The organism is Streptomyces sp. NPDC041968 (genome assembly GCF_055589025.1).
The window spans coordinates 582,704-598,515 of sequence record NZ_JBVJCB010000001.1; the positions used below are offsets into that span (position 1 = coordinate 582,704).

The following is a 15,812-nucleotide window of genomic DNA, read 5'->3' on the forward strand; positions in this document are numbered from 1 at the left end:
AGCCGCCGCAGGAGCCGCTGGAGCCTGCCGCGGGCCACTCGTGCCCGGAGTGCGGCACGCCCAGGAAGGCCGACAACACGCCCTCCTGCGCCTGCGGAACGCGGGCGTCCGACGCCCTGCGCGAAGCCCGCACGGCCCAGGCGGCAGCGGCGGAGGACTTCGATCCCCTGCGCATCCGGCCCTACGTGGACCTGGACGACCGCCCCGGGCGGATACCGGCCCCCGGTGCCGACCCGACCCCGGGGGCCGGGACAGACGATGCCGCCCCGGCGCCCGGGACCGGTACGGCACCGGCATCCGGAACACCCGGACCCACGCGCCCGGAGGGCGAGGGGCACCCGTCCACGACGCCTCCTCACGGCACGACACCCGCGACCGGCACGCCGCTTGCTTCCGGCACCGCACCGGCACCCGGCACCCCGTCCGCTCCCGGCACCGCGCCCTCCCCGGGAGCGGAGACGCCCGCGTCCCCAGCGCCCGCGTCCCCAGCGCCCCTGCCGGGGACGCCCGCCACCCCCGCACCGACGTCCGCGGCCGGCCCCACCCCGCCCGGCAGGGCCCCGGCGCCGGACGAGGACGCCACCATGACGCTGCGCGCCGTCGGCAACGACAGGGGCGGCTCGGCGCCGACGGAGGCGACCTCCGTGCTGCCCACTCCCCTGGCGCCCTCGACCGACACGCCCAGCGCGCACGACCTGCGCCTGTTCGAGCCGTCCGCCACCGCGCCCGCCGCGCCCGCGGGGCCCGGCGCGGAAGGCACCTCTGACGGACGCCCGCCGCGCAGACGGCGTCGGGGCGTGCTGCTCAGCGCCGCCGGGGCGCTCGTGATCGTGGTGGGCGCGGCCGGGTTCGCGAGCGGACTGTTCTCCTACGAGAGTCCCTCGCGGGACGGGGCGCTGCCGGAGGAGGTCCGCGCGAGCGTGCCGGACCCGTCGACCGGCGCGGTGTCCACGGCCCCCGTGCCGAGCCCCGCGTCCGCCGGGCCGACCTCGTCGTCACCGTCCCCGTCCGCCTCCGCGTCCCCCAGCACGAGCCCGTCGGCCTCACCGTCGCCGTCGGCGTCGAGCGCCTCGCCCACACCGTCCCCGTCGGCCGAGCCGACGCAGACCACGACGACCACGCCGGCCGAGGACCCGACGCGGGAGTCCGAGGACGACGGCCGGGACGATGACGGCGGCTCCACGCTGCACCGCGGCGACCGCGGCCCCGAGGTCGCCGAACTCCAGCAGCGCCTGGCCCAGCTGTACCTCTACACCGGCGAGATCGACGGCACCTACGGCCACCGGGTCGAGGACGCGGTCCGCACCTACCAGTGGGCACGCGGCATCCGCTCCGACGAACTCGGCGTCTACGGCCAGGACACCCGGCGCCAACTGGAGTCGGAGACCCGGGCGCCGTGAACGCGGCCGCCGCCGGCCGCACCGGCCCTCTCGGCCGACGCGCAACCGCAGCTCGTCTCAGCCGACGAACAGCCGCCTCAGATCAGCCGGCGTACAGCCGGCCGCCGCTCAGCCGACGTGCAGCCGCAGCGTCCCGTCCGCGCCGGCCTCCACCCGGACCCGCGTCAGGTCCTCCACGACCACGTCGGGCCCGTGCAGAGCTGCCCGGGGACCGACCCCGACGACCCGCATCCCGGCGGCGCGGGCGGCGGTGATGCCGGCGCCGGAGTCCTCGAAGGCGATGCAGTCGGCGGGGGCGACGCCCAGCTCGGCCGCACCCTTGAGGAAACCCTCGGGGTCGGGCTTGCTGGCGCCGACGGACTCGGCGGTGACCCGGACGTCCGGCTGGGCGAGCCCGGCGGCGGCCATCCGCGCCGTGGACAGCGGCACGTCCGCCGACGTCACCAGGGCGTGCGGCAGACCGTGCAGCGAGGCGAGGAACTCCGACGCCCCGGGGATCTCGACGACGCCTTCGGTGTCGGCGGTCTCCTCGGCGAGCATGCGCGCGTTGTCCGCGTGGTTCTGCTCCATGGGCCGGTCCGGCAGCAGCAGCGCCATCGACGCGTAACCCTGCCGCCCGTGGACGACCTTCATGACCTCGTCGCCGTCCAGCCCGTGCCGGTCGGCCCAGCGCCGCCAGACGCGCTCGACGGCGGCGTCCGAGTTGACGAGGGTGCCGTCCATGTCCAGCAGCAGGGCACGGGCGGTGAGAACGGTGGTGGCGGTGGCCGTCATCGGCAGACTCCAGACGCGGGGAGGAAACAAGGCGGCCCCGCCCGCCGGTCAGGGAGAACGGGCGGGAGCCACTTTGTTTCTCCACGGTACAAAACGCATCGGGGATCGCGCCACCGCCCCGCCGAAACGTTCACGTGCCGTTCGCCTCACCCGGCACCCGCCCCGCCGGGGCCCGGCCCGCGGACCGGGTCTCAGCCGGCGACCGCCTCCCACAGGCTCCACACGCCGAGGCCCAGCATCAGCAGCGCCGCGATCTTGGTGATCAGCGCCAGCGGCACCCGCTTCATCAGGGCCTTTCCGCCGACGATGCCGAGACCGGCCACCGCCCACAGCGCGAGCACCGCGCCGAGGCCGACGGAGAGCGGGTCGTCGTAGCGGGCCGCCAGGTTCGCCGTCATGATCTGCGTGAGGTCGCCGAACTCCGCGACCAGGATGAGCATGAAGCCCGCCCCGGAGACCTTCCAGAAGGACTGGTCCTCCGGCTTGCGGATCTCCTCGTCCTCGTCGTCCTTCCGCATCAGCAGCACGGCCGCGCCGCCCAGGAACAGCACGCCGGTGACCGCGTGCACGATCTGCTGCGGCAGCAGGGTGAGCACGCTCCCGGCCGCGACCGCCAGCACGACGTGCACCAGGAAGGCGGCGGCCACGCCGGCGAAGACGTACGAGGCCCGGTAGCGGGTGCCGAGGACGAGGCCGGCGAGCGCGGTCTTGTCCGGGAGTTCCGCGAGGAAGACGACGCCGAAGACTACGGCCGTCACGGTCAGGCTGATCAAGGGTTCCTCTATCGGTCGGGGCCGCCCCACCGAGAGTGCTGGTCCTGCGCTGCGGACACCTCGGCACGGCAGCACACGGTCGCCCCCGCCGTACGGCACGGGCCTGCACTGCTTGCCGAAGGTCTCGCTGGCCGACCCCGCGCACGAGGCCTGCCTCCGGGCGCCGGCTCAGACGAGCTGAGCAGTATGTCGACGGTCCGGCGAAGAGCTACTCCCCTTCTGCGCCGTCCATAGTACGCGAGCGCCCGGGCGGCATCGAGGGGCGAAAGTCCCGGGGCGCTCCGTCACGAGTCCCGTCGCACCCATAGACGTGCCATGCACACGTCACTAACTTCTTACCGGCCGCACACCTGTGCGCCATGCGGCGTCGCGAGCATTCCCCCTGCCCGCGTCCCAACACCCCCACCTCCCCAGGGAGTTCGCATGTCGAAGTTCTACGCGCGTCGACGGCTCGGTTTCCTCGCCGCGTTCACCGGACTCATAGCCTCCGCCGGGCTCCTCAACGGCCCGGCCGCCTCCGCCGCCCTCCCCACCCCGGTCAGCGGGGCCACCGCCCGCTCCTACCTCGCCGGCCTCACGGTGAGGACCGAGAACCGCACCGGCTACGACCGCGACCTCTTCCCGCACTGGATCACGCAGTCCGGCGCCTGCAACACCCGCGAGACCGTCCTCAAGCGCGACGGCTCGGGCGTCGTCACCGACTCCTCCTGCGCCGCCACCAGCGGCAGCTGGTACTCCCCCTACGACGGCGCCACCTGGTCCGCCGCCGCCGACGTCGACATCGACCACCTCGTCCCGCTCGCCGAGGCCTGGGACTCGGGCGCCGGCTCCTGGACCACCTCCCGGCGCCAGTCCTTCGCCAACGACCTGACCCGTCCCCAGCTCCTCGCGGTCACCGACAACGTCAACCAGTCCAAGGGCGACCAGGACCCGGCCACCTGGATTCCCTCGCGCACCGCATACCGCTGCACATACGCCCGAGCCTGGGTACAGGTGAAGTACTACTACGACCTCTCGGTGGACTCCGCCGAGAAGTCGGCCCTGCAAAGCCAGCTCGCGAACTGCTGACGTCCCGTCCATCACGCGTTCGGCGCGGAGCCTCGCCGTCGGCCTCCGTCGTTCCGTACGGTACGGGGCGACGGAGGAGGGGATCACCATGGCCGGACTGCGCCTGGGACCACTGCTGAGATACACCGACGGCTCGTGCGCGACCGTCTGGGTCGAGACCGACCGGCCCTGCACCGCCGAGGTCCGCTGCGCCGACGGCGCCAAGGGCACGGCCCGCACCTTCCGCGTCGCGGACCACCACTACGCCCTGGTCCCGGTGAGCGGCCTGACACCGGGCACGGCGACGGAGTACGAGGTCCTCCTCGACGACACGCGCGTGTGGCCGCTGCCCGACTCGCGCTTCCCGCCGTCGGTGATCGCCACGTCCCCGGCGGACGGGGAGCTGCGCGTCGCCTTCGGTTCGTGCCGCTGGGCCGCGCCCCCGGCCGGCGGGAAGGACCCGGTGGGCCCGGACGCGCTGGACACCCTGGCCGCCCGCATCGCGGCCGACCCGGAGGGCGCCCGGCCCGACCTGCTGCTCCTGCTCGGCGACCAGGTGTACGCCGACGAGGTCTCCGACGCCACGCGCGAGTGGATCTCGGGCCGCCGGAGCCTGGACGAGGGGCCGGGCGACCAGGTCGGGGACTACGAGGAGTACAGCCACCTCTACGACGAGTCCTGGACCGACCCGGACGTGCGCTGGCTGCTGTCCACCGTGCCCAGTTGCATGATCTTCGACGACCACGACGTCATCGACGACTGGAACACCTCCGCCGCCTGGCTCGCCGACATGCGGGCCACCGACTGGTGGAACGAGCGCATCCTGAGCGGGCTGATGTCCTACTGGGTGTACCAGCAGCTCGGCAACCTGTCCCCCGACGAGCTGGCCGCCGACCCCCTCTACGCGGCCGTCCGCGAGGCCGACGACGGCACCGAGGTGCTCCGCTCGTTCGCCGCGCGGGCCGACGCCGACCCGGCCTCCGTCCGCTGGAGCTACCGGCGCGACTTCGGGCGCGTACGGCTGCTGATGGTCGACTCCCGCGCGGCCCGCGTCCTGGACGAGGACCACCGCGCGATGCTCGACCCGGGCGAGGACGCCTGGCTGCGCGAGCAGGTCATGGACGACCGGGAGTCCTACGACCACCTGCTGATCGGCACCTCCCTGCCCTGGCTGCTGCCCCACCTGGTGCACGACGTGGAGGCGTGGAACGCCGCGATCTGCGCCGGTGAGCGAGGCGCCCGCTGGGCCCGGCAGGGGGAAAAGATCAGGCGGGGCGCGGACCTGGAGCACTGGGCGGCCTTCCCGGCCTCCTTCGACGCCCTCGCGGACCTCATCGCCGAGGCCGGCACCGGGCCGGGGGCGCCCGCGACGGTGAGCGTGCTCTCCGGCGACGTCCACCACGCCTACGTGGCCGAGCCGTCCTGGCCGGGGCGCACCCCCGACGCCCGGGTGGCGCAGCTGACCTGCTCGCCCGTCCACAACTCGGTGCCGCTCTCGATCCGGCTCGGCTTCCGCTTCGGCTGGAGCGCCGCGGCGCGGGCCCTCGGCCGGCGCATCGCCCGGCACGGGCGCTGCGCGACGCCCGCGGTCGGCTGGCGCAAGACCGGCGGCCCCTGGTTCGGCAACCAGATCATGACGCTGACCCTGCGGGGACGCTCGGCCCGGCTGCGCCTGGAGCAGGCACAGGCGGAACGCGACGGGACGACCGCGCTGCGGCTGATCACGGAGCGCGAGCTGGCGTAGCCGCGGACGCGGGTCACGGGGGGCGGAGCCGGGTACGAAACAAGTCACACCGGCGGGCTCCGCCTCATGCGTGGGAGCGCTCCCACCTGTAGCGCGACCCGCCGCCGCGGCGCCACCGCACGTCACGCCTTGGCCTAATGTTGAACTTGCAAGTACTCGTTAGGCTCACCTAACGTGGGCACCCCACTCGGTTCCGTCCCCCACCGGCCCCTCATCGGGCCGGCCCGACCGAAGGAGCACCCCCCACATGTCCGGACGCCTCGACAGCGCCCAGCCCTATGCCCTCGGCCTGTTCCGCATGGTCGTCGGCCTGCTCTTCGCCTGCCACGGCGCCGCCTCCCTCTTCGGCGTGCTGGGCGGCGCGTCGGGCGGCGGCACGATCGAGGCCGGCACCTGGCCCGGCTGGTACGCGGCCGTCATCCAGTTGGTCGGCGGCACCCTGGTGCTGCTCGGCCTCGGCACCCGCGCCGCCGCGCTCGTCTCCTCGGGCTCCATGGCCTACGCGTACTTCAAGGTCCACCAGCCGTCCGCCCTGTGGCCGATGGAGAACGGCGGCGAGGCCTCGGCCATGTTCTGCTGGGCCTTCCTGCTGCTCGTCTTCACCGGCTCCGGCGCCTTCGGCCTGGACCGGCTGCTCACCCGGCGCACCTCCCAGCGGCCGGAGTCCGTCACCGAGCGGCAGACGCCGGTCGCGGCCTGATCCGGACCGCTCCGGACCGCGGCGCCCCGCCGACCGCTCCGGCCGCCCTCTCAGGTGAACGCTCCGTGGTGAAGACCTGAGCCCCCTGTGAACTGTCTGTCACACCCCCGGCGTACGCTGTATGGCTGTCATCGGCCGCTCCTGCCGTCCCCGCGTCCCGCGGCATGGCCCGGCCCACGGGGGAGGAACGGGGAGTTGTGGTGGTCGAAGGTCTCGGCACTATTGGTGTGTTGGTCAGCAGCCCATGGATCTATGTGGTGGTGGCCGTCTCCGTGCTCCTCGACATCTTCCTGCCGGTGCTGCCGAGCGGTGTCCTGGTGATCACGGCGGCCACCGCGGCGGCCGCGGGATCGGGCGCGGCGGCGGCCGGGCGGGTTCCGCAGGACGTCCCCGACATCCTGGTCCTGACGCTGTGCGCCGCGACCGCCTCGGTCCTCGGCGACCTGGCCGTCTACCGCCTCGCCTGGCGCGGCGGTCCGCGCCTGGACCGCGCGATCGCCCGGTCCCGTCGCCTGGTCACGGCGCAGGAACGTCTCGGCGGGGCGCTCGCCCGCGGTGGCGGCGCCCTCGTCGTGGTGGCCCGTTTCGCCCCGGCCGGGCGCTCGGTGGTCTCGCTGCTCGCGGGCACCGCCCACCGCCGGGTCCGCGAGTTCCTCCCCTGGTCGGCCCTCGCCGGTCTGGCCTGGGCCGCCTACAGCGTGGCCCTCGGCTACTTCGGCGGCCAGTGGCTGGGCGCCACCTGGCTGGCGACCGGAGTGTCACTGGCCGCCCTCTTCGGCGCGGGGGCCGGGGCCGCGTTCCTGATGCGCCCCCGACCCCGGGCGACGGAGGCCTCGTAGCGAGCGGGTGCGGCAGCGGCGGCGGGTCGTGCGGGCGGTGCGCGCCGGTCCACGGGAGGGCGCGACGGCGTCAGGAGGCCTTCCGGGCGCCGGCACCTCCTCGTACCTCCAGGCCGTCCAGCAGCTCGGCCGTGGCCGCGGTGATCGCCTCCACGGCCTGATCGAAGACCTCGCGGTTGTGCGCGGCCGGCGCACGGAACCCCGAGACCTTGCGCACGTATTGCAGGGCCGCGGCCCTGATCTCGTCCCCCGTGGCCTCCTCGGCCAGCACGGGCGGACGCAGTGTCCTGATGCTGCGGCACATGGGGTCAGTCTCCCTTCTCCAGGTCCACCCGCCAGTCGTTCGACCTGATCCAGTGGCCCTTCGGATACTCGAAGTCGGCCTGTCCGAGCAGGGTGAAACCGGCCCTGCGGCAGACCGCGTTGGACGCGGCGTGGCCGGTGTCCGGGAAGGCGTGCAGGTAACGGTGCCGGCCGGCCGCGCGGGCCGCCCGCGTCACCGCACGGGCCGCCAGGGCGGCCAGTCCGCGCCCCTGGAACTCGGGCAGCACCGCCCAGCCGGTCTCCCAGACCTCCGCGCCCCGCCAGGTCCGCTGCCAGTACCCGATCGAGCCGACGGTCTCGTCACCGCCCGCCGACGCCACCCGGTACATCCGCCCCGCCTCCAGCGCGGTGTACCTCCGGTGCCGGCCGAGGAGCTGCTCCTCGCTCTCCGGGCCGCCCAGGTGCGCGGTCATCTCCGGGCTGTTCGTCCTGCGCAGCAGCCACAGGTCCTGCTCCGACCAGGGGATCAGGCGCACCTGCTCCGTGCCGCTCCCGGTCCACTCGCCCACGCCGTCCATGCTCCTCACGGTAGGGCAGGGGTCTGACATCCGGCCCGGGTCGCGGGGGCCACCCTTTCGCGTGAACCACCGAAGGGAACGCGCGCCTCAAAATCGAACAGGCGTATCATTGGGCCCGTGGCTACGACCTATGACTTCCCCAGTGACCTCCTCGCCGGTCAGGAGGAACTGCACCAGGTCCGGGCCGAGCTGGCGGCCCTGCTGAAGAGACTTCCCTGGTCCGTCGAGCCACTCGACGGCTTCAGCGACGACAGCGGCTGGCGCAAGGTCGAGCGCCCGGCCTCCCCCGGCTGGTCGGCGGACGAGCAGGCCGAGGTGGAGAAGCTCCGACGGCGCGAGCGGGAGCTCGCCGTGTTCGTCAGCACCCACCGCTACTGGTCGCAGATCACCGGTCCCGACCAGGTGGACGCCCGCTCGGAGCTGAAGCGGGCCCATGAGGCCCCGCCGGGCGACACCCCGGCCACGGACGCGTGAGACGTACGGGAGGGACACCGCCCCGAGGCGGCCGCGACGAGGGCACGCGAAAGGCCCCCGGAGGATCTCCGAGGGCCTTCGCGCCGACGACAGCGGCGCCGGTCCCGGTGGGCGCGGACGGTTTCGAACCGCCGACATCCTGCTTGTAAGGCAGGCGCTCTACCCCTGAGCTACGCACCCAGGACGAGTCGACAGCCTACATGGCCCCGTGCGGTGCGCCGCAACGCCCGAGGGCTCCGGGCCACGGGCGGGGGGTTATCCCCACCCCCGATCCGCCGGTGACCCGGATCCCGCCGGGGCCCGCCGCTCCGTACGGTCGGAGAGTCTCGCCGCACCGGGCCCCGCACCGCGGATCGGCCCGCCGGCGCCTCGTCGTCCGTCCCTGGGGGAAACCGTCATGTCCCGCCGCATGCTTCCGGTCCGCGCACTCGCCGCCGGTGCCGTCGCCGTCCTCGTCGCCGGCCTCGGCGCCTGCGCCTCCGCCGACGAGGACAAGGACCCCGACCACCGGACCTTCGCCTTCCGGGGCGACACGCTGACCATCGACGCCGACGACTCCGCCCTGGAGATCGTGGCCGCCGACGGCAATCCGTCCGGCGAGGTCGAGGTGACCAGGTGGTTCCAGGGCTCGGTCGCCATCGGCTCCGATCCGAAGGTGACCTGGCGCATGGACGGCGACCGGCTGGAGCTGCGGACGCACTGCTCCGGAATGGTCGCCGACTGCGCCACCAGGCACCGCGTGCAGGTGCCGCGCGGCGTCGCCGTCAAGGTGAGGTCCGACGACGGCAGCGTGCGGGCCCGGGGTTTCCGGGACAGCCTGGACATCCGCACGGCGGACGGGTCCGTGCGCGTCAGCGACTCCTCGGGACGGCTGGAGATGCGCAGCGACGACGGTTCGCTGCGCGCGGACGTCTCCGCCCGGCAGGTGAAGGCGTCGACCCAGGACGGCTCGGTCCGCCTGCGGCTCGCCACCGTCCCGGACCTGGTGGAGACCCGCAGCGACGACGGCTCCGTGCGCGTCTCCCTGCCCCGGGAGACGTACAAGGTGTCCGCCGAGAGCGACGACGGCTCGGTCGACGTGTCCGTGCCCCGGGACGACGCCAGCTCCCACGTGGTGAACGCCCGGACCCAGGACGGCGAAGTCACGGTCGAAACCGCGAACTGACCGGGCCCGTGTGTTCGTCCTCAACGGGTGGGAGAATGGACCCGGGCAGGCCGGACGACACGGGAGAGGGATGTGACGGCGACACCATCGCAGCCGTACTCGCCGATGGTGCCGCGCGCGCGGCGCCTGCCGCACCGCTCCCGTCGGCGGCGCCCGCCCGGCGCGCTCCGCGACACGCTCACCCTCGTGGGGCTGCCCTTCCTCGCCGCGTTCGCGCTGCCCGCCGCGTTCGCCGGGGGCGGCACCCGGCGGTGGTTCGGCGGACGGGCCGAGAGTCAGCGGGCCGAGGCGCAGGCCGCGAAGGACGACGCGGCGGCCGCCTTCTACGAGCTGGACACCGCGCAGCGGGACCTCAGGATCTCGGTCGAGACGATCGCGGCCGTCGACGCCTCCCCCGCCGCCCGGCGCGCGGTCACCGACTTCGAGGCGCTCGGCCGCCGCATCGACGAGGCCAGCCACCAGTACATCGAGGCCGTCGACGCCCACGACCTCGACCGGGACGACCTGGAGGCGTCCGCCGCCTCCCACGCCCGCGGCGAACTGACCGCCGCCAGGACCGAACTGGGCCGCGTCAAGCAGGAACTGGACCGCTTCGCCGAAGGACTCGGCCCGCTCCTCGGCAAGGCCGAGACCCAACTCGCCCGGCTGGCGCCCGCCGTCGAACGCGCCCGGCAGACCCTCCTCGCCGCCTCCGACGCCCTTGACGCCGTACGGGAGGCCGGGCTGCGGGCGGACGACCTCGCCGCCCGGCTCGCCGCCCTGGGACCGGAGCTGACCCGGCTGAACCAGGGCGCCGGCCGGCACGGCGTGCCCGAGACCCTCGACCGGGCCGAACGCGTCATCCGGGAGGCCGGGGCCGTGCGGGCGGAGGCCGAGCGGCTGCCGGAACGGGCCGCCGAGATCGATCACCGCCTGGTCTCCCTGCGCACCCGCGCCCAGGCCCTGACCACCCGCACCGAACAGGTCGAGCCCGTGCTGAGCGAGCTGCGCCGGCGTTTCACCGTCGCCTGCTGGCAGGACCTCCAGCACGTGCCGGACCAGGCCGGCGAGTCGGTCCGGCAGGCGGAGCGGAAGCTGGCCGAGGCCCGGACCGCCCGCGAGGAGCAGCGCTGGCCCGACGCCACCGCCCTGCTGTCGACCGTACGGGCGCTGCTGAACGCGACCGACGAGGCGGTCTCCGCCGCCGGCGACCGGCTGCGGCAGTTGAACGCGGTGCAGAAGAACCCGGCGCAGGAGATCGAACGCACCCGCTTCGCGATCCGTGACGCCCAGCGCCTGGCCATGGCGGGCCGCAACACCCCCGACCCCCGGCACGCGCGACCGCTGGACGGGGCCGTGGCCCGGCTGGAGCGGGCGATCACCACGCTGGAGGGCCGGCACCCCGACTACTGGCACTTCCTGACCGAGACGGACGCCGTCCGGCGAACGGTGGCCGACGTCGTGGCCGGCATCCGGGAGGAGCGCGGCGCCGGGCACTGACCGCCCGCGCGACCACCGGCCCGGCGGGTTCCCGCCGACGGGCCGGCCCGTCCGGCCGAGCCGGTTAACCTGTGCCCATGCCTCGCTACGAGTACCGCTGCCGCAGCTGCGGCGACACCTTCGAACTGAGCCGTCCCATGGCCGAGTCCTCCGCGCCCGCCGCCTGCCCCGCGGGGCACGGGGACACGGTGAAGCTGCTGTCGACGGTCGCGGTCGGCGGCTCCTCCGCCGGACCGGCGCCCGCCCCCTCGCCGGGTGGCGGAGGCGGCGGCTGCTGCGGCGGAGGCTGCTGCGGCTGACGCCTCCGCGCGGTCCGCGCCGTCCCCGGCAGCCGTCCCTCCCGTGGCACCCCGCCGCATATTCCCCGCCAGGCGAGGAACACGAGGAGGAAGCCGCCCAGTCTGCCGAGGACGAAGGAACCGGGGTCGCCCATGCCGCCCAGCAGGAGCCAGCCGTACCACGCGTTTCCTCAGGCTCCCTTCAGCTCCGATTTCCTAGCGTGGCCGTCATGACAGCCATCGCAGTGCAGACGGCCGCGAGCGGCGGCGCGGCACCGGAGTGGATCAACGACCTCATGGACCGGCTCGGCGCCCCGGGCGCCGGCCTCGCCATCGCGCTGGAGAACCTCTTCCCGCCGCTGCCGAGCGAGGTGATCCTGCCGCTGGCCGGGTTCGCGGCCAGCTCGGGCCGGATGAACCTGATCGCCGTCCTGCTGTGGACGACGGCCGGCTCGGTGATCGGCGCGCTCGCGCTGTACGGGGTCGGCGCGCTGCTCGGCCGGGACCGCACGGTGGCGATCGCCGGCAAGCTGCCGCTGGTGAAGGTCTCCGACATCGAGAAGACGGAGGCCTGGTTCCAGAAGCACGGGACCAAGGCCGTCTTCTTCGGCCGGATGATCCCGATCTTCCGCAGTCTGATCTCCGTGCCGGCGGGCGTGGAGCGCATGCGGCTGCCCGTCTTCCTGGCCCTGACCACGCTGGGCAGCGCGATCTGGAACACCGTGTTCGTACTCGCGGGCTATGCGCTGGGCGACAACTGGTCCAAGGTCTCGGGCATCGCCTCCACGTACTCGAAGGTGATCCTCGCTCTCGCCGCCCTGGCGCTGCTGGTCTTCGTCGTCAGGCGGCTGATGCGGCCGGGCGGCGGACAGCGCAGGCGCGCACGCGGGGACGGACCGGACGCACGGCCGTCGGCCGACGACGACCGCCCCGGCACCGGGGACGGTGCCGGGGAGTACGACGCCCACGACGGCGGGGTCAGCGACTCGGACTCACCGCGTGGAGGAACTCCCGGAGGATCCGCTCACCCGCCAGCACACCGCGCTCGGGCAAGGCGCTGATCGCCGGGGCCGTCCAGTCGGAGTCCGCCAGCTCCCCGTGGCCGGGGCGCCATCCCCGGTCCGCGACGAGGAGCAGGTCGGCGTCGAGGAGGGAGTCGCCGGCGGCCAGCGTGAGGTCGGCGCCGGTGCGGCGGGCGACCTCACGCACGGCGGCGCTCTTGGTGAGCGGCTTCGGGACCGCGTAGATCTTGCGGCCCTGGAGGGACACCGTCCAGCCGCGGTTCTCGGCCCACACGGCGAGTTCCTTGACCCACTCCTCGGGGAGCAGTTCCCGCTCGACGACGAGGTAGGCGAAGAGGTCCTCGGCGACCCGGTGCTTGCGTACCCACAGCGGGTCGGCGGTGTGCGCCAGGTGGTCGCGGACCTCGGCCAGCGAGGCGCACTCGTCGGCCAGCCGTGCGGTCACCCGCGCGTGCCAGTCCGGGTCGGAGACGCCGTCCACCAGCAGGTGCCCGCCGTTGGCGCAGATCGCGTACTTCGACGGCGGGCCGGGGAGGTTGATGCGCTGGTACTGCTTGCGGGTCCGGGTGGTGGTCGGCACGAACAGCGCCGCGTCACCGAGGTCGGTCAGCAGCCGGGCCGCCGTCTCCGTGAGGTAGGACAGGGGCTTGCTCTCGTAGACCTCGACGCACAGCAGCCGCGGTGCCCTCAGGTCGGGCATGGTCAGCCCGAGGGCGGCGGCGGAGTAGATGAGCGTGCGGTCGAGGTCGCTGGCGACGAGTACCGGCATCAGAGCGCCACCGCCCTGCCGTCGGCTCCGGTCGCGCCCCGCGTGAACTGGGGGTGGATCAGCCCCACGCAGGTGTAGGGCAGGCCGTCGACCTCCTCGACGGGTACGCCCCGCTGTTCGGCGAGCAGGCGCACGTGGTCCAGGTCGGCGCCGGCACCGGCGCGTGCGAGCACCTTCCACGGCACGCGGCGCAGCATCACGCGGGTGGTCTCGCCGACGCCGGGCTTGACGAGGTTCACGTCGTGGATGCCGTACTCCTCGCTGATGCGCTCGACGGCGGCCCAGCCCTCCCAGGTGGGCGTGCGGTCGGCGGCGAGGAGTTCCTTGGTCTGGGCGTCGACCGCGTCGGCGACGTCCGGGAAGCGGGCGGAGACTGCGTCGAGGAAGGCCGTCGACAGGTCGGCGCTGCTGAGTTCGCGGTAGAACTTGGCGCCGTGGAAGTCGTGCGGGCCGACCAGGTCGGCGCGGAGCACGGTGCGCGAGATCAGCCCGGAGACGGTCGAGTTGAGGCACGCGGAGGGGATGAGGAAGTCGTCGCGGGTGCCGTAGGTGCGCACGCAGGAGGCGGGGTCGGCCAGTACGGCGATCTCGGGGTCGAAGCCGGTGATGCCGTCGGAGGCCTCGAAGTCGCGCAGGGCGGTGGCGAGTTCGCGGGTGATGGCGCCCTTGCCGGTCCAGCCGTCCACGAAGACGACGTCGGCGGGGTCGTGACGGTCCGCCAGCCAGCGCAGCGCGTTGGCGTCGATGCCGCGGCCCCGGACGATGGACACGGCGTAGTGGGGCAGGTCGAGGCCGTGGCGGAACCGCGCCCAGCGGCGCATGAGGATGCCGACGGGGGTGCCCGCGCGGGCGAGGGAGACCAGGACGGGACGGGGCGACCGCTCGGTGAGCACGATCTCGGTGACGGCGCCGACGGCGCGGGCCAGCCGGGCGGCGGAGGTGGCCAGCGCCGCGTGGAACAGCTCCTGGTACTGCTCGGTGGGCTGGTACTCCACGGGCAGGGACTCCGCGTAGTGCGCGCCGCCGCTCTGGATGGCCTCCTCGCGCTCCTCGGTCGGCGCCTCCAGCGTCACGTCCGACAGGTCCTGGAGCAGCCACCCGACCTCGTCGGGCGGGTACGAGGAGAAGTCGGGGCCGCGCAGGGGCTCGGGCAGCATGGAGGGCCTTTCGGGGGCGTGCGGGGCCGTCGGGACGTACGACGGGACGACCGCGAGCAGGACGTGCGGGACGTGGGCGGCGAGCCGGGCGGGCAGTCCGTCCCGGGCGTGCAGGGCGGGGGTGTCGGCGGCCGAGTCGACGACGGCGACCACGGCGTCGAAGCCGGCGCCCGCGACGTTGTACGCGTAGCGCTCGCCGGGGCCGTCGGCCGGGTCGTCGTGCGCGGGGAAGACCAGGCGGGTGCGTATCGCGTAGCCGGGATCGTCGACCGCGAGGACGGGAGAGCGGGTGGTGGTGGAGTAGCGCACCTCGGCGTCGACGGTCCCCTCCAGCGCGTGGGCCAGGCGCAGCGGGGCGTACATCAGCTCCTCGCAGCCGAGGACGAGCACGCGGCGGGCACCGGCGGGCAGTGCCCCGGCGATCCGCGCCGCCATCTCCGGCAGTGCCTGCTCCAGCCGCTCCCGGTGCGCGGCCGTGAACCCGTGCCGCCCGCCGTCGGGAACGCCGTCGGGCCAGCGCAGGTCGACGCGGGCGACACGGCCGGCGGCTCCCCCGGTCCCGGCTCCCGCACCCGCATCCGTGCTCGGGACCTCGTAGCGCGCGACCAGTTCCTGCCCCTTGTCCAGCACCCCCGGCGGCAGCCGGACCGTGCCCGAGGCGGCCGTCACCAGGTCGACGCGGGCGCCGATCTCGCGGGCGAACTCCTCCAGCCGGCCGGCGTCGGCGGACGAGCGCATGTCGACCAGGGCCACCACGACGTACCGCTCGCGCGGGTAGCGCTCGTGCAGGGCGCGCACGGTGTTGAGCACCGTGTTGCCGGTGGAGAACTCGTCGTCGACGAGGACCAGCGCCCCGTCCCCCGCCAGCAGCGCCGGGTCCTCGGGCAGCAGCAGGTGCGAGGTCGCGTGCGAGTGGGACTCCTCGAAGCCGCCCGCCCGGGCGACCCCGGCGACCGGGCGGCGGGTGGAGTGCAGGTACGGGGCCGGCCCGAGACCGTCGGCGACCGAGTGGCCGAGGCCGGTGGCGGTCTCCGCGTAGCCGAGGACGACGGCGCTCCCTGCCGCTTCCTCGCCGAGCAGGTCGCGGACGCGCCGGCCGAGGGCGACGCCGTGGCCGTACACCACGGACGGCGCCTGGGGGACGTGCTTGCCGAGCACGTTCGAGACGAGCAGGTGCGCCCGCTTGGGGTTGCGGCGCAGGGCGAGGCCCAGCATGCCGGTCAGCGTCTCGTCGCCGGCGAGTTCGACGCCGAGCCGCTCGGCCACCCAGCTTCCGGACCAGACTCCGGCCCGCCCCTCGGCGCGCGCCCTCTCCGTCATGTGCTCGTGCCTCCCGTGGTCCACCGTGG

General features: G+C 74.3%; 16 protein-coding genes and 1 tRNA gene. 10 read left to right on the plus strand and 7 right to left on the minus strand.

Annotated elements, in window-relative coordinates; genetic code table 11:
* Positions 1–584: 584 nt before the first annotated feature.
* Positions 585–1,400, plus strand: a complete 816-nt coding sequence (locus ACZ6EG_RS02695; protein ID WP_391967829.1) for a peptidoglycan-binding domain-containing protein — start codon at positions 585–587, stop codon at positions 1,398–1,400.
* A 108-nt stretch (positions 1,401–1,508) separates the two neighbouring features.
* Here the strand turns inward: ACZ6EG_RS02695 and ACZ6EG_RS02700 are convergent, their stop codons facing one another.
* The gene (locus ACZ6EG_RS02700) at positions 1,509–2,174 is read right to left on the minus strand and encodes an HAD family hydrolase (RefSeq protein ID WP_391967830.1); all 666 of its coding nucleotides are present in this window, start codon (positions 2,172–2,174) and stop codon (positions 1,509–1,511) included.
* Positions 2,175–2,365: 191 nt separating this feature from the next.
* The gene (locus tag ACZ6EG_RS02705; protein ID WP_469600931.1) at positions 2,366–2,947 is read right to left on the minus strand and encodes a TMEM165/GDT1 family protein; all 582 of its coding nucleotides are present in this window, start codon (positions 2,945–2,947) and stop codon (positions 2,366–2,368) included.
* A 423-nt stretch (positions 2,948–3,370) separates the two neighbouring features.
* Here ACZ6EG_RS02705 and ACZ6EG_RS02710 point away from each other — a divergent pair, with 423 nt between their 5' ends.
* From ACZ6EG_RS02710 to ACZ6EG_RS02725, 4 genes are all read left to right on the plus strand, one after another.
* Complete coding sequence (locus tag ACZ6EG_RS02710; RefSeq protein ID WP_391967832.1) at positions 3,371–4,015, plus strand: HNH endonuclease family protein; 645 nt, start codon at positions 3,371–3,373, stop codon at positions 4,013–4,015.
* 88 nt (positions 4,016–4,103) lie between these two features.
* Positions 4,104–5,738 (plus strand): alkaline phosphatase D family protein, encoded by a 1,635-nt coding sequence (locus ACZ6EG_RS02715; protein WP_391967833.1) that lies wholly within the window; start codon positions 4,104–4,106, stop codon positions 5,736–5,738.
* A gap of 247 nt (positions 5,739–5,985) precedes the next feature.
* A complete protein-coding gene (locus ACZ6EG_RS02720) occupies positions 5,986–6,438 on the plus strand; it encodes a DoxX family protein (RefSeq protein ID WP_391967834.1) in 453 nt (150 codons plus the stop codon).
* Positions 6,439–6,638: 200 nt separating this feature from the next.
* On the plus strand, positions 6,639–7,277 hold the full coding sequence (locus ACZ6EG_RS02725) for a DedA family protein (protein WP_469601664.1): 639 nt from the start codon (positions 6,639–6,641) through the stop codon (positions 7,275–7,277).
* Positions 7,278–7,347: 70 nt separating this feature from the next.
* Here the strand turns inward: ACZ6EG_RS02725 and ACZ6EG_RS02730 are convergent, their stop codons facing one another.
* Both ACZ6EG_RS02730 and ACZ6EG_RS02735 read right to left on the minus strand, forming a co-directional pair.
* Entirely contained in the window at positions 7,348–7,581 is a 234-nt protein-coding gene (locus tag ACZ6EG_RS02730) for a DUF2277 domain-containing protein (RefSeq protein ID WP_391967835.1), read from the minus strand.
* Positions 7,582–7,585: 4 nt separating this feature from the next.
* Positions 7,586–8,119, minus strand: coding sequence for a GNAT family N-acetyltransferase (locus tag ACZ6EG_RS02735; protein ID WP_469600936.1), 534 nt, complete (start codon positions 8,117–8,119; stop codon positions 7,586–7,588).
* A gap of 117 nt (positions 8,120–8,236) precedes the next feature.
* Here ACZ6EG_RS02735 and ACZ6EG_RS02740 point away from each other — a divergent pair, with 117 nt between their 5' ends.
* The gene (locus ACZ6EG_RS02740; protein WP_391967837.1) at positions 8,237–8,593 is read left to right on the plus strand and encodes a hypothetical protein; all 357 of its coding nucleotides are present in this window, start codon (positions 8,237–8,239) and stop codon (positions 8,591–8,593) included.
* A 108-nt stretch (positions 8,594–8,701) separates the two neighbouring features.
* Here the strand turns inward: ACZ6EG_RS02740 and ACZ6EG_RS02745 are convergent.
* Positions 8,702–8,773, minus strand: a tRNA-Val gene (locus ACZ6EG_RS02745).
* Between the two features lie 217 nt (positions 8,774–8,990).
* Between ACZ6EG_RS02745 and ACZ6EG_RS02750 the strand changes: the two genes are divergently transcribed.
* From ACZ6EG_RS02750 to ACZ6EG_RS02765, 4 genes are all read left to right on the plus strand, one after another.
* Complete coding sequence (locus ACZ6EG_RS02750; RefSeq protein ID WP_469600940.1) at positions 8,991–9,758, plus strand: DUF4097 family beta strand repeat-containing protein; 768 nt, start codon at positions 8,991–8,993, stop codon at positions 9,756–9,758.
* Between the two features lie 72 nt (positions 9,759–9,830).
* On the plus strand, positions 9,831–11,237 hold the full coding sequence (locus tag ACZ6EG_RS02755; RefSeq protein ID WP_391967839.1) for a coiled-coil domain-containing protein: 1,407 nt from the start codon (positions 9,831–9,833) through the stop codon (positions 11,235–11,237).
* A gap of 77 nt (positions 11,238–11,314) precedes the next feature.
* Complete coding sequence (locus ACZ6EG_RS02760) at positions 11,315–11,536, plus strand: FmdB family zinc ribbon protein (RefSeq protein WP_356611353.1); 222 nt, start codon at positions 11,315–11,317, stop codon at positions 11,534–11,536.
* A gap of 209 nt (positions 11,537–11,745) precedes the next feature.
* Positions 11,746–12,576 carry a DedA family protein gene (locus ACZ6EG_RS02765; protein WP_391967840.1) on the plus strand — a complete coding sequence of 277 codons (831 nt, stop codon included), beginning with the start codon at positions 11,746–11,748 and terminating at the stop codon, positions 12,574–12,576.
* Here ACZ6EG_RS02765 and ACZ6EG_RS02770 read toward each other — a convergent pair.
* Together ACZ6EG_RS02770 and ACZ6EG_RS02775 are read right to left on the minus strand one after the other, a co-directional pair.
* Positions 12,494–13,306, minus strand: coding sequence for an HAD family hydrolase (locus ACZ6EG_RS02770; protein WP_391967841.1), 813 nt, complete (start codon positions 13,304–13,306; stop codon positions 12,494–12,496). The genes ACZ6EG_RS02765 and ACZ6EG_RS02770 overlap by 83 nt on opposite strands.
* Positions 13,306–15,783, minus strand: a complete 2,478-nt coding sequence (locus ACZ6EG_RS02775; RefSeq protein ID WP_469601667.1) for a phosphoribosyltransferase — start codon at positions 15,781–15,783, stop codon at positions 13,306–13,308. Before ACZ6EG_RS02775 ends, ACZ6EG_RS02770 begins: the two co-directional genes overlap by 1 nt.
* Positions 15,784–15,812 lie beyond the last annotated feature (29 nt).

Excerpts from the sequence above, each read along its gene's own strand:
- ACZ6EG_RS02750 (WP_469600940.1), top strand. The coding sequence starts at position 8,991 with ATGTCCCGCCGCATGCTTCCGGTCCGCGCACTCGCCGCCGGTGCCGTC.
- ACZ6EG_RS02695 (WP_391967829.1), top strand. The coding sequence starts at position 585 with ATGACGCTGCGCGCCGTCGGCAACGACAGGGGCGGCTCGGCGCCGACG.
- ACZ6EG_RS02765 (WP_391967840.1), top strand. The coding sequence starts at position 11,746 with ATGACAGCCATCGCAGTGCAGACGGCCGCGAGCGGCGGCGCGGCACCG.
- ACZ6EG_RS02760 (WP_356611353.1), top strand. The coding sequence starts at position 11,315 with ATGCCTCGCTACGAGTACCGCTGCCGCAGCTGCGGCGACACCTTCGAA.
- ACZ6EG_RS02715 (WP_391967833.1), top strand. The coding sequence starts at position 4,104 with ATGGCCGGACTGCGCCTGGGACCACTGCTGAGATACACCGACGGCTCG.
- ACZ6EG_RS02775 (WP_469601667.1), bottom strand. The coding sequence starts at position 15,783 with ATGACGGAGAGGGCGCGCGCCGAGGGGCGGGCCGGAGTCTGGTCCGGA.
- ACZ6EG_RS02700 (WP_391967830.1), bottom strand. The coding sequence starts at position 2,174 with ATGACGGCCACCGCCACCACCGTTCTCACCGCCCGTGCCCTGCTGCTG.
- ACZ6EG_RS02770 (WP_391967841.1), bottom strand. The coding sequence starts at position 13,306 with ATGCCGGTACTCGTCGCCAGCGACCTCGACCGCACGCTCATCTACTCC.
- ACZ6EG_RS02710 (WP_391967832.1), top strand. The coding sequence starts at position 3,371 with ATGTCGAAGTTCTACGCGCGTCGACGGCTCGGTTTCCTCGCCGCGTTC.
- ACZ6EG_RS02730 (WP_391967835.1), bottom strand. The coding sequence starts at position 7,581 with ATGTGCCGCAGCATCAGGACACTGCGTCCGCCCGTGCTGGCCGAGGAG.
- ACZ6EG_RS02735 (WP_469600936.1), bottom strand. The coding sequence starts at position 8,119 with ATGGACGGCGTGGGCGAGTGGACCGGGAGCGGCACGGAGCAGGTGCGC.
- ACZ6EG_RS02720 (WP_391967834.1), top strand. The coding sequence starts at position 5,986 with ATGTCCGGACGCCTCGACAGCGCCCAGCCCTATGCCCTCGGCCTGTTC.